General features: G+C 44.2%; 8 protein-coding genes. 6 read left to right on the top strand and 2 right to left on the bottom strand.

Annotated elements, in window-relative coordinates:
* Window position 1 precedes the first annotated feature (1 nt).
* The 3 genes from C900_RS22215 (at window position 2) to C900_RS22205 (ending at window position 3,054) form a co-directional block, all read left to right on the top strand.
* Complete coding sequence (locus C900_RS22215; protein ID WP_040497314.1) at window positions 2–1,090, top strand: CgeB family protein; 1,089 nt, start codon at window positions 2–4, stop codon at window positions 1,088–1,090.
* Complete coding sequence (locus C900_RS22210) at window positions 1,087–2,160, top strand: CgeB family protein (RefSeq protein WP_009582499.1); 1,074 nt, start codon at window positions 1,087–1,089, stop codon at window positions 2,158–2,160. The genes C900_RS22215 and C900_RS22210 overlap by 4 nt, the downstream gene beginning before the upstream one ends.
* 87 nt (window positions 2,161–2,247) lie before the next feature.
* On the top strand, window positions 2,248–3,054 hold the full coding sequence (locus C900_RS22205; RefSeq protein WP_009582498.1) for a TIGR04290 family methyltransferase: 807 nt from the start codon (window positions 2,248–2,250) through the stop codon (window positions 3,052–3,054).
* Window positions 3,055–3,614: 560 nt separating this feature from the next.
* Here C900_RS22205 and C900_RS22200 read toward each other — a convergent pair.
* Window positions 3,615–4,967 (bottom strand): hypothetical protein, encoded by a 1,353-nt coding sequence (locus tag C900_RS22200; protein ID WP_009582497.1) that lies wholly within the window; start codon window positions 4,965–4,967, stop codon window positions 3,615–3,617.
* Between the two features lie 335 nt (window positions 4,968–5,302).
* On the opposite strand from C900_RS22200, the gene C900_RS22195 reads away from it, so the two are divergent.
* Complete coding sequence (locus tag C900_RS22195) at window positions 5,303–5,548, top strand: LysM peptidoglycan-binding domain-containing protein (RefSeq protein WP_157494130.1); 246 nt, start codon at window positions 5,303–5,305, stop codon at window positions 5,546–5,548.
* Window positions 5,549–5,705: 157 nt separating this feature from the next.
* On the top strand, window positions 5,706–6,242 hold the full coding sequence (locus C900_RS28815; protein ID WP_051052965.1) for a YqcI/YcgG family protein: 537 nt from the start codon (window positions 5,706–5,708) through the stop codon (window positions 6,240–6,242).
* 3 nt (window positions 6,243–6,245) lie between these two features.
* Here C900_RS28815 and C900_RS22185 read toward each other — a convergent pair whose 3' ends face one another.
* Window positions 6,246–9,263 carry a CHAT domain-containing protein gene (locus tag C900_RS22185; RefSeq protein ID WP_009582494.1) on the bottom strand — a complete coding sequence of 1,006 codons (3,018 nt, stop codon included), beginning with the start codon at window positions 9,261–9,263 and terminating at the stop codon, window positions 6,246–6,248.
* Window positions 9,264–9,483: 220 nt separating this feature from the next.
* On the opposite strand from C900_RS22185, the gene C900_RS22180 reads away from it, so the two are divergent.
* Window positions 9,484–14,547, top strand: a complete 5,064-nt coding sequence (locus tag C900_RS22180) for a T9SS type A sorting domain-containing protein (RefSeq protein WP_009582493.1) — start codon at window positions 9,484–9,486, stop codon at window positions 14,545–14,547.
* Window positions 14,548–14,919: the final 372 nt, after the last annotated feature.

Raw genomic sequence — 14,919 nt, 5'->3', positions numbered from 1 at the left:
TATGCAAAAACCAGTGAATATTGCTTTTTTTGGAAGTAGCCTGGTCAGCGCTTACTGGAATGGCGCGGCCACATACTACCGCGGTATAATTAAAACCCTTCATCGATTAGAATACTCCATAACTTTTTATGAACCTGACATATATGAAAGACAGGCCAACAGGGACATAGATGATCCCGATTATGCCAAAGTGGTAGTATATCAGCCATCAAAGAATGATCTGGGGAAATGCATGAACCAGGCATTAAAAGCCGATATCATCATCAAGGCCAGTGGAGTAGGTGTGTTTGACCAGGAGCTTGAGGAGGAGATCCTGAAGATCAGAAAACCCGATCAGCAAATAATTTTTTGGGATGTGGATGCCCCGGCTACACTGGACCGGGTGATCAACAATAGCGATGACTATTTCCGTAAACTTATCCCGCAGTATGATCAAATCTTAACCTATGGTGGTGGCAAACCCGTTGAAGAGGCTTACCGCCTTCTAGGAGCCAGAGATTGCACCTCCATATATAATGCCTTTGACCCTGAGACACATCATGTCGTAAAACCCCAGGAAGAGTACGTTTGTGACCTGGCATTTCTTGGAAACAGGCTACCTGACAGAGAAAAGAGAGTCGAGCAATATTTTATTGAAGTAGCACGTGCGCTTCCTGATAAAAAATTTATTCTTGGTGGCAGTGGATGGGATAATAAGGCGCTCCCCGATAATATAAAATATATTGGTCACGTACCCACAAAGGACCACAATGCATTTAACTGCTCTCCTCTGGCTATTCTCAATATCAGTCGCGATAGTATGGCATCATACGGGTTTTCCCCTGCTACCAGGGTGTTTGAAGCCGCAGGCGCCGGCGCCTGTATTATTTCTGACGCATGGAATGGTATCTCGGAATTTTTTAAACCCCAGGAGGAAATAATAGTGGCTCACTCACCTGCCAATGTAAAAGAGGTATTGAAATTTTTAAATAAAAAAAGAGCCCGGGAAATAGGCCAGGCTGCATTGGAAAAAGCACAAAACAGCCATACATACGACCATCGGGCCAGGCAATTGAAAACCATACTTCAACCCAAACCATCAGTAGTATGAAAATAGTGTTTATCGGACTTACGGTAAGCTCATCGTGGGGCAATGGACATGCCACTACTTACCGGGGCCTGCTGCGCGAACTGTCTGCACTGGGTCATGAAATATATTTTCTCGAACACGATAAGCCCTGGTATAGCAGCAACCGCGACTTTTCAAGCCCGGAAGATTTTCACCTGATCTTTTATGAATCTGTGTATAAGCTAAGACAGAATTTTGAGTCACTGATACGCAAAACCGATATGGTGATAGTAGGTTCTTATGTACCGGAAGGTGTATCAGTATGCCGGTGGGTTCTGAATATAGCCGAGGGTGTTAAAGCCTTTTATGATATCGATACACCGGTAACGCTCCATAAGCTGGATAATGATGATGATGAATATCTGAGCAAAGATCTTGTTCCTCTATTTGACATCTATCTGTCCTTTTCAGGAGGGGAAGTATTGCAGTTGCTTGAATCAACTTATGGCGCACGTAAAGCAAAAGCTTTGTACTGTTCTTTTGATCCCGGTATTTACTATCCCATGGATGTAGAAAAAAAATGGTTATTAGGCTATTTGGGAACCTACAGTGATGACAGGCAACCAACCGTTGACAGCCTTTTGGCAGAGGCTTCAAAAAAGATCTCTGATCAAAAATTCGTTGTAGCCGGACCGGGCTACCCTGAAGGTATGGCATGGCCTGCCAATGTAGAGCGAATAGATCATTTGCCACCAGAGCTGCACCGAAAATTTTACAACGAACAAATCTTTACGCTCAACGTCACGCGACAGGCCATGATCAGGTTGGGCTACTCCCCCAGCGTCAGGCTTTTTGAAGCTGCAGCGTGTGGAGTGCCCATTATCAGTGATTATTGGAAAGGTCTTACAGATCTATTTGAGAAAGACAAAGAGATATTTATAGCGCGTAATAATGATGAAATGATGGATATTTTAAAGTATACCACTCAGGAGCAGCGTATTCAACTTGGTAACGCAGCGAGACAGAAAGTGCTACTGGCACATACCGCAGCACATAGAGCGCGTGAATTGGTGGCCTACTATGAAGAGTTAGCCTCTTTAGAGCAATACTAATTGCCTGGGCTTATATTAGGAAAGGAAGAACTGGTTTCGGACATTAATAACAGGTGCAATTTATTGTTAACAATAATCAACGAACCCATGATGACAAAAAATATATTGGAAGAAATAGAAGCACTGAAGCCATGGTTTCACAACCTGCACCTTCCTGGCGGGGAACAAACCGCCCCCGACCATTTCCTGGGAGATTTTCCAAAATTTAAATGGAAGGAACTGGCTCCGCACATCCCTGAGGACCTTAACGGCTGGAAAGTGTTAGACATAGGATGCAATGCCGGGTTCTATTCTTTCGAATTAGCTAAAAGGGGTGCAAATGTATTGGGTATTGACCTGGACCCTCACTATCTGAAGCAGGCGGAATGGGCAGCCAAAGCCTACCGGCTGGAAGATAGGGTCAGATTTAAACAAATGCAGGTATACGACCTGGCCAGGCTAAATGAAAAATTTGACATGGTTTGGTTTATGGGCGTACTGTACCACCTCAGGTATCCTTTACTTGCGCTGGATACCATTGCGGAGAAGGTAGGAAGGATGATGATCTTCCAGACACTCATGATGCCTGATAAAAAAGAAAAAGTCATTCGTGACGATTATGGTGTTCACGACAGGGAAGAAATGCTTGAAACCGGGTGGCCAAAGCTGGCCTTTATAGAAAAACGGTTTGCCGGAGATCCTACCAACTGGTGGGTAGCCAACCATGCTGCTGTCGGAGCCATGCTACGCACATGCGGCCTCAAAATCACAGACAATCCCTCGGACGAAGTTTACATTTGTGTTCCCGATCCGGAGAATAGTTCCATACTCGATGAGTGGAACCGTTCTGAATACTTATCAGCTATTGGGAAGCCCTGGCAAAATCAGTCAGCCGACAAAGTAGGGAAGAATTAGTTAGTGTCTGCAAGAAAGCGCCAATATCTGCTTTACGCTTGCCTCAAAGATGCTCTTCCCGACAACTGTACCATAGCCGTTAATTTAAACATCCCGGTAGGAGCGTAATGTCTGTAGCCCTTGTAAAATGATATCTAAAATGCTAAACCCAATCATTTTATTCCCGTCTTGAGTTATCACCTCACCCCTGAACAGGCTGAAATATAAGCACAGAAGAATTGCCCTCTCCTCAAGGAGAGGGAAGTGCAGGCTGTAGTAAAAGCACAGGCTTTTGATAGGTGAGGTGTGAGACCATATATTTTCACAAAGGGTCATATATTTAGGTTATTATGTATATCCTCTGGGGCTATTTTCTCTTAAGTTAACGGCTATGGACAACTGTACGGAACTCCGCTTTTTGGGACTTCGTCCCGCCCTTTGGCATGAACGTTTTCTTAAAGCCACTTAGAGTTTTCTCTAGTTATTTTACAGAAAAAAGCTGCCCAAAAGAAAGTTGCAGTATGGTGGCGGCAATACTTTCAAAGGCAGCTTAATTATTATCACCTGTAGAATGCAGGCTATTAGTCACCTCCCCTCGAACCCCAATCATATTGACGATAGGGATCATCGTAATTTCTATGTCCGCGGGAGGCACGGCCTTCGTTATAACGATTGGTGTCTACACCTCCTCTCCTTCTACGGTACTCCTCATCTTCGCCCCTTCTTTCCAGATCCCTGTCTCTGCCGTGCCGGTCGGAATATCTGGATTCACCATAGCCCTGGTAGCTGGATCTTTCTCGGTCTCTTTCGCGCCTCCAATATCTTTCCCGGTCAGATTCACGGCTTCGGCCCTGACCTTCATACCGGCTGCTTCGGTTTTCAAAATTCTCCGGTTCCCGGCTGGTAAAATATCGATCGGAACCTTCCTGATGTCTTGAGCCGTAAGAGCCCCTGTTGTGACCACGCTCAGCATCACTGTATCGCGACATGCCGTAACTGTCATCATCTCCGGCATCGTAATTACTTTTATTTGAACGGCCGGCATACCTCCCATGCCTGTCATAGTAGTTGGGCTCTCTTCTTTCTTCTTCATCTTTGTTGGCATAAGAGCCAAAAGCCCTGGTCCTGAAATCCGACTCCTCTCTTGTGAAACTACTGTCATCATCATAGCGAGACTGTTCATAGGAACGATTTCTAAAATCCGTAGGTTTGCTTCCATAATCGCGGTCATAACCACGGTACGGTGAAGAGCCGGTATCAGCGCCATATCCCTGATAACGACCGGTATTTCGATAATCACCTCTGCCCTGGTCACGCTCTATATCACGGCCTCTTTCTGACTGCATGCGTGCTTCATAGCCAAGGTTGGTCCGCTCACCCCGACCATACCCTTCTGTATTTCTGTCACGGTCGTCACCGTACCCTGAGTATCGACCGGTGTTCATTCCCAATGGCGTATTCATACCATGAGGGTTAATTCCTACGTTATCGTCCTGGTCACTTTCAAACTGCATCCTGTCTCTCCACCCTGCTGATTGCTCAGTACCAGGTCGGTTTTGCCGGTTCAGGTAATTAAAATCTGCCAGTGTTTCTGCTTTTCTATTTCTTTGCCAGCTCTCACTTCCGAACGAACCGCGTGGCGTTCCCGACTCACCGGATCTTTGCCCGGAAGAAGTTTTAGAGGTTCTCTGCCTTGTAGGTTGCTCCGATTTACTTGTTCCTTTTCCTGTTTTGCCGGTAGAAGTTTTATTATCGGCCGCCCCGGATTCAGTTTCAAACTCACCCTGATTAGCAGCCTGGTCGTTTGTGGCTCCTTTTGCTGTGCTACGGGCTATCTTATCTCCGTCAGGCCTGTGCGCCTTACCGGTTATAGGGTCCGATGCCTTTGCTTTATTTTCTTTATTCTGCTTTTCCTTTTTTTCCCTTGTCTCCATAACAAACACTTTTTAAGATTTGAAAAAATTAGTTGGAATACTAAATGCAGTACAAAACAGTCACCAGCCTGAATGCAAATTTTTATTTATTGATTGTCAACATCTTACACAATCCCCTGCAGGTAGAAATAAGCAGGTTGGGAGAATAATTTTCTCATTATTCCCTAAAATTCTACTGAATATAGTTTGGAATAAAATTTGTCACAAAAGGAAAAGTTTATCGAGATTTTTGGCTTTCACATCACAATCGCACAGCCTTCACAGGAGTATTGAACCAGACCCTGGCATAATTTTTTAACAGGTTAATGAACATGTTTTATTTAAACCTGGAAATTATGGTCAGATCATCGGAAAAAATCAAAGAAAGGGATACCGACAACACAGAGGGCAAAGCAGCCGGTACTAAAAGCTATAAAATTCATATTGTACAGGATGATGAGTCGCTAAGTGTCATTGCCAGAGAGTTTTATGGTAATCCCGCTTTGTGGAAACATATTTACAAAGCCAACCAGCATAAGATCAGCGACCCCAACGACATCCATGCCGGGCAGGAGTTGATCATACCGGAGCTTAAAAAGTAAAAATCACACCAACATACCTGCTGCTGATGTGGAAATGCAGCCCTACACCTGGGTATTGAAATGCACAACCCAGGAGTATTCCGGACAGTTGATGTAGCGATTTTTTGAAAATAACGACTGGCATGTTTTTTAATTCATTAAATGAAATTTAAAGTATATGATGCAAGCTAATAAAAGCACAAGTAAGAATAAAGTCAAAGATACAACCAGACAGTCCTCCAATACAATTAAATATAAGATGATGAACAAGGCGATACGGGGATACTTTAAGATCGATGATCAGGCATATGTGGGTGCTCCTCCTGTAAGTAACAAGCGTAACTACTACATGGATATTTTTGAAGAGATGGGAACGAGGGAAAGTTCACATCGGATGTTCAACAGTATCTTCAAATTTTTGAGAAAACCTTCTCTTGGCAGTGAATATCCGCAAGCATATTTTGCTGTTTTTGATGAAACAGAAATTGAAGATCAGGAACATTTTGATGCCCTGGTTTGGACGCAACTGTACCCCATGCATCAAAAATTAATGAAACTGGAACCACATGAAGACCTGGTATATGACCCTAACGATCCTGACTTTATCCTAATAATTGGCGGTAAAACTGTCAACATCACCGGGTTACACCCAAGAAGCAACAGAAAATCAAGAAGATTTCCCTGGCCGGTGCTTGTCTTTACCGTCAATGAATAGTGCTTACAGGCCAATAATCACAAAGGCTCCCCAGTAAAAAGGTTCCTGATACTTCTCTTTGATTTTTATCTGTGCATTATAGAATGCTTCAAAGCGCTCTTGTCCGCTCATCCAGTTTTCGTAGAAAAGATTCATTAACTCCTGCGTAGCATCGTCATCAACATTCCACATGCTCATGATAATGCTTTTGGCACCAGCGATCCTAAATGCTCTCTGCAGACCATATACACCTTCCCCATTACGCACCGTACCCAGGCCGGTCTCACAGGCTGAAAGCACCACAAGATCTGTATCGTTCAAATCGAGGTTCATCGCCTCATATGCCGTCAGTATACCATCCTGGTCTCCTTCGAGCAGCTCCCCACTGAGGAGAAAATCCTCTGCCCCGGCCAGCACAAGCCCCGATCGTAGCAATGGATTCTCAAAATAGCTGGTAGTAATAATTGCTTCGGGATCCTCTGCACTTTCCATAAAGAACCCGTGAGTGGCAATGTGCAACACACGGGGGTTCCTGATCGATTTGATACGTGCCTCACTGGCCTCTCGCTCCAATACTACTACATGTGCATGCTCCTCAGACTGATGTAGTTGCGATATTCCCTCTATCTCCGTTTTTGTACCTGGCAATGGCACTATGCTTTCACCGCTTCTCAAATACCTAAGCAGACCGCCTCTCAAGCCTCTGCTCACGCCTGAGTTATTCATAGCCTGATAAGTGCCTCTCAACCCGCCTCTGGATACCTTCCCGGCATTGGCAGTGCCGATCTGGTCTTTTTTATACTCAGGGAAGCCGATCAGGTATGAGCTGCTGCCGGAGGAGGACGATGTCCCCATAACCACTTCTTTGGTGTTGGATAATTGGCGGACCTTAATTTCATCGAAAAGATAATCACCGGTTTCCGGATTTTTCAGCGTATTAATATTGATTTGATTGTATACGCCATCCGCTGAAAAATACAACTGCTCCACATGTTTTAATATACTTTGAAACGGCTTCCAAAATTTATCATACGAATGTGTGTCTTCAATTTGGAAACGAATAGCATTCCGGTAGTTGTTGAGGTACTTACCCTCCAGCTCCCCACCGTCAGTTATCAATACCGGTTTAGGGTAATCAACCGTTTCGGGTGTGACGAGCAGCCCGAGATAATGTACCTGATCTGAAAAATGGTTAACATCGTCAAGACCAAAAACTCTGAATCGAACAATCTCAAGCGCAGCTTCCCCGGGTTTCAGTTTATCTCTCACCTGCTGCCATGTTACCTCCTTTTCCTGGTATACCTGCGCAAAGGCAGCAGAGGCACGCACCAGAGAGCGTTCCAGGTCATTGGATACGCTGAGTAAAGAATCTATCTGCTCCTGCTGCCCGGAATTGTTGTTTGAGTACATCTTTGAAATACGCTCCTTCAATGCTCTCCAGCTTTCATATCTGTCGATCAATTCCTGATCACCCTGATCATAAATACTCCGCCTTACTTTTTCAGTAGCATACATGATAAGTCCCTTGGTCTTCAACTGGTAGTTGTAAACGGTACCTAATAATTCAGGCATCTCTTTGTAATTACTCCAGGCGAAAGAATTAAATTGCTCAAAGGCGGGTTTAAGCTTTCCTGAATAAAATTTTGCTTTCTCTTCCTCGCTCAACACACTGAAAAAAGCGCCAATCTGCTTGAAATAATTCTTGAAAGTATCGTCAAAATATGACCCTGCTTTCTTTATATCACCTTTTTTCCAGTAGTAGATGGCCAGGTAATTAGTGACCTCCGCATATTGAGGGTGCGATTCACCCAGAAGTCTTTTTCTCAGCTTTAAGGCATGCTCCAGGTGTTTAAGAGCCTTGCTATTGCTTTGAGCAAGATAAGCTTTGCCCATATTGAAATATACTGTAGCAACATCAGGATTTTTATCTCCCTCAAGCTTTTCAAAAGCAGATCTTGCTGTTTCATACCCTCTAATGGCATCCTCAATACGGCCTGAGAGGCGATAAACATTGGCCATATTATTCCTTATTTTAGCATACATAAGGCTGTTATCACCATACACTTCTTTATTTATGGCCAAAGCCTGGCTAAATACCTGCTCTGCATCCGAATACTTTTCCATATCCGCATATCCTGTTCCCTGATTAACCAGAGAGGCAAGGTAATTGGGATGGTTAGTACCATACAATTGCTCGTCACGCTCCATGATCTTATTGTACATATCTACAGCCTCCTGATACCTCGCCAGGGCCAGGTACACCAGCGCCAGGTTATTGTAAAGGTCATCAAGAGCCATATCTGCCTCAGGTGAAGCCAACTCCTGCAATTGCCTTTCCGCTTCCAGAAAAGTAACTTCGGCCTCGGGAAATTTCCCCTGATTGATATAGACCAGCCCGAGCAGGATCTTTGAAACATTTGCATCTAGTGAACTATTCATCTCCTCCAGGAGTGATATGGCCTTCAAAAGGGCTCCCTCTGCCTTGTCATAATTACCCAGAAGGTTGAGAATATCTCCCTTCTTTGCAAGCAACACAGGATAATAATAGCTGCCCTCGTCCATCTGCTTCAAAACAGTATTGACTTCCACCAAAGCCTGAGTATAAGCGGATGACTGGATCAATACATCAGTATAAAAAGAAAATGAACCCAGGTATTCGTCTGATTCGTTACCATACAATTCTTTGTCTACCGCCAACAGATCAATAGCGGCCTTTTTCGCTGCTTGTAAACTCCCCTGATCGAGATAAACATAGACGAGGTTGTATAGATTATTGCTGTAGTCGGTTGTGTTCCTTGGGCTCAGCTTTTCGCGGTGTCCCCTTTCCTTTTCGAAATACAGTTGTGCCTTTTTTAGATTATTAACAGCATAAAAAGCGTCTGCCAGATAAAAGAAGGCATTGGCCGCCAACGTATCATGTGAAAAAGTCGCCTTATTGATCCGGGCTTCCAATTCTATGGTATTGTCATAATAGCCGCTGTCATAATTAACCATAAGCTGATGGTAAGCGCCCTCATCAATTTGAGCAGTAGAAGCACTCATTGATGCCAGTATTATTAATAAGAGACACAGTAAATGACAGACTAACTTCATGTTGTATATCCTTTGATTTTAACCCATCAATATAATATATGATTCGCAACATGCCCAATAAACAGACATTAATATTTTTAATTAAACATTTATCCTCGGCATAGTCAAAAACTACTTTGATAAGTATATTCTATAGTGTATATTGGGAGGTTTAAATCAATAAAAAATTATGTATCGATCATTACTTTGTTTTCTTTTTAATTTAATACTGATTGGCAGCGCCTTTTCTCAATCCTGCCCCGGAGATGTTAGTATACTGGAGGATGAAAACATCCAGGTTTGGAAAGTGGCCGTGGATGGCACTCAGGTATTTTCACTGGGTACTTTTCAAGGCACTGTAAACGTAGGAGATACTGTGCTGACACAGCCTGTCGGATATGGAGTATATGTAGCAGCTTACGACATCAGCGGCTCATTTATGTGGGTACAGCAAATAACCGGTAATGAATTCTTTGCTACAAATCCCACACTTATAGTGAACAGCACGGATGTGGTTGTGGCGGTGACCGAACTGGAAACCGGGTACGCCAATCATATTCTTCGTGTCGAGGCATTTGGTAAAAGTAGCGGAACTCCCGGCTGGTCGAACAGCTACACCACTCTCGTAACAACCAGCAATTTGCCTTTTGGAGCCCAGATAATGCCGTATGACGGAGAAACAGACGACTCTGGCAACCTCTATATCAGTGGAGCTTTCTCCGGAAGTATTGATCTTGGAGGCACTGTGCTCAACACTACTGCAGGGCTTTCAGAATCCTTTGTGCTGGCCTGCAGTAGCTCTGGCACTGAGCTGTGGGCCGTACAATCTACCGGTAGCAATGGCAGAGGACGCGTATGGTCCCTGGCAACAGATGCCTTTAACGATGTTATAATAGGAGGCCATTTTACGGGTACTGTGGCCTTTGGAGCAAGTTCATTTACCGCCTCGGATGCAAATATCATCAATCCATACATAGCAAAGCTCAGCTCCTCAGATGGTTCGGCATTGTGGGTGGCTGGTTTGGACAACGGATCTTCCAATGGATTTAACAACATCTACAGTGTTACTACCGATACCGCCCGCAACGTTTATTACACCGGTAATTTTAATGATAACATCACTATACAGGGCAACACCGTCAATGCCATAGGAGGAACTGAAATGCTCATTGGAAGCCTTGACCCCAACGGAACACACCTGTGGGCAAATCAGTTGGGAGGGGTCAGCAGTTCTGATGAATTCGGTACCACAATCAATTACAGCATGAATTATAACACAATATTGGTAAGTGGACAAATTGTGACGGATTCGGTTTATTACAACAATACTTATCAGGCTATGCCCGGTATTTTCGGGCCCATGGTGTTAACGCTAAGCATAAACGGAACTATTGATGCTAATCCTGCCAGTGCGTTTTCTGTTGGAGAAACATTCGGATATTCCTCCGCATATTTGAATGATGGCGACTATTTTGTTTTCGGTAGCACCTCTACTAATGATGGAAAAAATATTGACATTACTCAGTGGGCGCCAAACCGACCTAAACCCATTGTCCACCTGGAAATGGAAGACGGTATGCTCAATCCCTCCGAGACATTGACAGCCTATGACCCAGGGTTATATTCCTACCAGTGGTTTAGAAATGGAGTATCAATGCCCGGAGAAACATCCACTGTACTTTCCCCTATCGTTAACGGTCAATACCATTATGAAGCGCTGAATAGCTTTGGCTGCTCTACAACCTCTAAAAAAGTGATGGTATTAGATGGTATAAGCCTGGAGAGCGACAGCCTCGTTTTGGTAGAGCTATATAACAACACCAATGGAGCAAATTGGAATAACAATACCAACTGGCTTTCAGGTAATATCAATACATGGGATGGTGTCACCATTAATGGCGGAAGGGTAACAGAACTCTATCTGGCCAACAATAACATGAACGGTGAGTTTCCACAATCTATCGGATCATTAACCGCTTTGCAACAGTTGTATTTCGATACTAACAACCTCACCGGTTCTATTCCATCAACCATCTGGAATTTAACCAATCTCATACAGCTCAACGTGCATGACAACCCAAACCTCAACTGGCAGTTAGATGCCAACATACAAAATATGACTGCATTAAGCTCGATCAGAGCTTTTAATTCTAATTTAACAGGAACTATACCGGCTGAAATAGGTAATGTTTCTTCCCTCACGGAATTTTGGGTTTCAGGATGTAATCTGACAGGGACAATCCCCTCATCAATAGGAAGCTTAAGCGCTCTCAACACGTTTAGAATAGATGGCAACCAAATTTCAGGTTCAATTCCAACAGCTTTTTGGAGTCTGCCGGCTCTGGCAAACCTTGACATTTCAGGCAACCCAATAAATGATGTCATACCAGCAGACATCAGCAATCTCGCTTCACTCGTAGAATTCAGAGCGAATAATGCTGGCCTTACGGGCACCATTCCTGATGCGCTTTGGAGACTTCCAAATATACAGTACATCACATTAGGTGACAATCAGGAACTGAACGTGCCATTACCTACAGGCCTTGATACGCTTATCCAGCTCAGGGAGATCAGCATACCCAACACACAACCACTGGCCACAGCCTTTCCTGGGGAGATCTATAGCCTGACAAACCTGGAATCACTTGACCTGGGTGGACACCAGCTCACCGGTACGCTGGATGCCCAGATTGGCAATTTGACCAACCTCAGAGGTCTGTGGCTCTGGAGCAACCAGTTGGAAGGGGCCTTCCCTACTGAAATACTAAGTACTCAGCTCGAAGGCATGAGCATCAGTGGTAATAGATTCACATCCATCCCGGATTTTACTACGATGCCTTCTATGGTTCAGTTAGAAGTAGAATTTAACCTGCTTGACTTTGATGACATCAGCGCTAACATCGGTATTGCTAATTTCAGATATAATCCGCAAGGTACAAGACCCCATGCTTACACTACTGTGGACCCAGGGGGTGCGCTTGATCTTATAAACGTATATGATGCACCAGGCAATCAATATCAATGGGTGCTCAACATTACCGATTCCATTGCTACCACAATGAACTATCAGATCACGGGAGCCACTTTTGATGATCTGGGAGCGTATTACTGTAAAATCACCAACCCGGCTGTGCCTGATCTTACAATACAGACAGAATTCTTTAACGTAGCTTTCTCTGGCGCCCCTAAAAGTTTCACGGTTGACAATTCTCCCAATTCAATGGCTGATTTCAAATCATTTTATGCCGCCACCTATGGCACAAATGATGGCGACACATTATATGTGGCAGGATCTTCCATACCCTATAATCGGGGCTTTGCTTTATTCGAATCGCCAAGAATAATTTACGGACCAGGCTATTTCATTAGTGAAAATCCGGAAACTCAGGCTACCAGTGAAACGGCACAGGTATATGGTATGGGATTTAAGAAGGGTGCTGAGGGCTCGGAAGTGTATGGATTGGATATATTCCAGGTGCTACTGAACAATCAAAGCTCAAAGCTGAATGATACGCTGAGAAACGTACACTTCACCGGGAATAAGATCAATATGTTTGGTATCAATGATGATTGCCAGAATATACTGGTAAATAAAAATTATATTACGAATTTCACTTTCGCCTCAACACCTTTAAATGGTGTTAGCCGGTCGTATCAGGATATTTTTATTCAGAACAACATCATTGATACAGTCACTACTGTGTTTGCCAAAGCTACGGCTGCGAAAAATGTTATGACAAATGTGATCTTTGATTTTAATACCATCAATATTTTTACGGATAGCATACAGGATGCTACGGTAACTAACAATATCATTAACGACTACCAGGCTACAGGTAATAGCGCTTCCGGCAACATCGATTATGCCACCGCTGCATTTGCAAACAATAGTGGCCTGCTGAACATTGATAATGATTTTGTGCCTACAAATACAGTAAGTGCCGGTGCATTCTCGGGAACCGACCCATATGTGCTTTCAGGTATTCCTCCTATTCCTCACATATTCGAGCTCACCAACACTGGCAGGATCAGGATCAATGCCATGGCCAAGGCACTGGATGGCGAGGTCATTAGTAAGCTCAATTATAGACTGGGGCAAAACGGAACCGTGATTGACAAAGGTACTGTTAAAAGGCTTGAGACGGGAAATCCTGTAGATGTACTCTTTAGACCAAGGCTTGGTAACGTAACCCCCGGGGGTACCTACGATCTGATGATCTGGGCGAGAAATGCAACAGGGCAAAAAAGTGTGCATCACACCATCTCCTTTGTAGCAGAAACGACTAACGCAAGTGGCAATATCTTTACCTCGGATAACCAACCGGTGACCAATGGTGAGGTGCTGCTGTTTGAGATCAACCAGGAAGGTACCGCCTTCGACACACTGGCCACCACTCTGAACAACCAGGGCGCTTTTGCATTCAGCAATATTGTAATTGGTGATTATCTGGCCCTTGGCAAAGCAGATACTACTGCCTACCCCGGACAGCTTCCGACCTACTACGAAAGAATTGATCTGTGGGAAGAAGCCGATACTCTCTTTATTGACGCTACCAACCCAACTTTCGATATTAGGCTGATTGCCGAACCTAAAAGCACAACGGGTAGTGGCGTGATCAATGGTACACTTGAAGAAGAAGAGCAGGCTGAAAGCTCAGATGGCAGGATGATGGCAAGAAAGAGGGTTGGTCAGGCAGGTGTTTCCGCTCGCAGGGCAGTAAGAACAGCAAGAACATCCGAGGTGGTTTACGAACTTGTGGCCTTCACCTATACGAATGTCAATGGTGAATTCCAATTCAAGAACCTGCCGGATGACACCTATAGAATAAACATTCAGTACCCCGGCTACCCGATGGATACACTTACTGATGTTGACATCACCATCGCTGAAAACCAGCATAGTAACTATAACGTGGAAGCGTTAGTAAAAGATGGAAAAATCGCGGTTACACTGGTCACCACCACAGGACTTATGGATGAGATCATTCAGTCGATCAATGTATATCCAAACCCTACAACAGCAGAGGGAATAACGGTTGAATTTACGAAAAATGTGGAGCTGAAAGGAAGGGTTGAGTTGCAACTATTTAGTACTACAGGTAACCTGGCATTAACCAAATCTTTGGATGCTGCAGTGCTCCGGTCGGAAAGAAAAGTATACCTCCCGTTAGAAGGCTTTAACAGAGGAACGTATATACTCAGACTGTCGCAGGACAAAAAAGAACTAGGAACAGTAAGATTGATAGTACATTAAATAACAGCATGCCATTTTACTTATTCAAAAAAGGGGCACTTAAGCCCCTTTTTTGCTTCTTCAGATCCCTGTCTTGTATCACTGATGCAATGGTCTGGCTTCTGCCGATGTTCGGAGAGATGCGGAAGTCGGAAGTCCGAAGTATGGGCCGTTTCTTTTTCCTGTTATCTAACACAGTGGTTTCCTTTCGTTATTCCTGGCGCAGCCTTTTCTCTTCGTCATTCCTGACGTAGCAGAGCGGAGTTCAGGAATCCCCTGATTCGTGAGAGCACATGAGGTCTGGCTTCTACCACATACCATGCCGCACAACCCCTCGTGAATCTCCTTACAGTCGATTTCGAACCCCATACACACGGCCGCTGGTTCTCTGTA

Source organism: Fulvivirga imtechensis AK7 (assembly GCF_000331535.1).
Taxonomy (GTDB): domain Bacteria; phylum Bacteroidota; class Bacteroidia; order Cytophagales; family Cyclobacteriaceae; genus Fulvivirga; species Fulvivirga imtechensis.
The sequence above is the reverse complement of the archived record's forward strand: the minus strand, read 5'-3'. Positions and strand labels throughout refer to the sequence as shown.

Coding starts and splice junctions, on each gene's coding strand:
- C900_RS22205 (WP_009582498.1), top strand. CDS start 2,248: ATGATGACAAAAAATATATTGGAAGAAATAGAAGCACTGAAGCCATGG.
- C900_RS22215 (WP_040497314.1), top strand. CDS start 2: ATGCAAAAACCAGTGAATATTGCTTTTTTTGGAAGTAGCCTGGTCAGC.
- C900_RS22185 (WP_009582494.1), bottom strand. CDS start 9,263: ATGAGTGCTTCTACTGCTCAAATTGATGAGGGCGCTTACCATCAGCTT.
- C900_RS22210 (WP_009582499.1), top strand. CDS start 1,087: ATGAAAATAGTGTTTATCGGACTTACGGTAAGCTCATCGTGGGGCAAT.
- C900_RS22200 (WP_009582497.1), bottom strand. CDS start 4,967: ATGGAGACAAGGGAAAAAAAGGAAAAGCAGAATAAAGAAAATAAAGCA.
- C900_RS22195 (WP_157494130.1), top strand. CDS start 5,303: ATGGTCAGATCATCGGAAAAAATCAAAGAAAGGGATACCGACAACACA.
- C900_RS28815 (WP_051052965.1), top strand. CDS start 5,706: ATGATGCAAGCTAATAAAAGCACAAGTAAGAATAAAGTCAAAGATACA.
- C900_RS22180 (WP_009582493.1), top strand. CDS start 9,484: ATGTATCGATCATTACTTTGTTTTCTTTTTAATTTAATACTGATTGGC.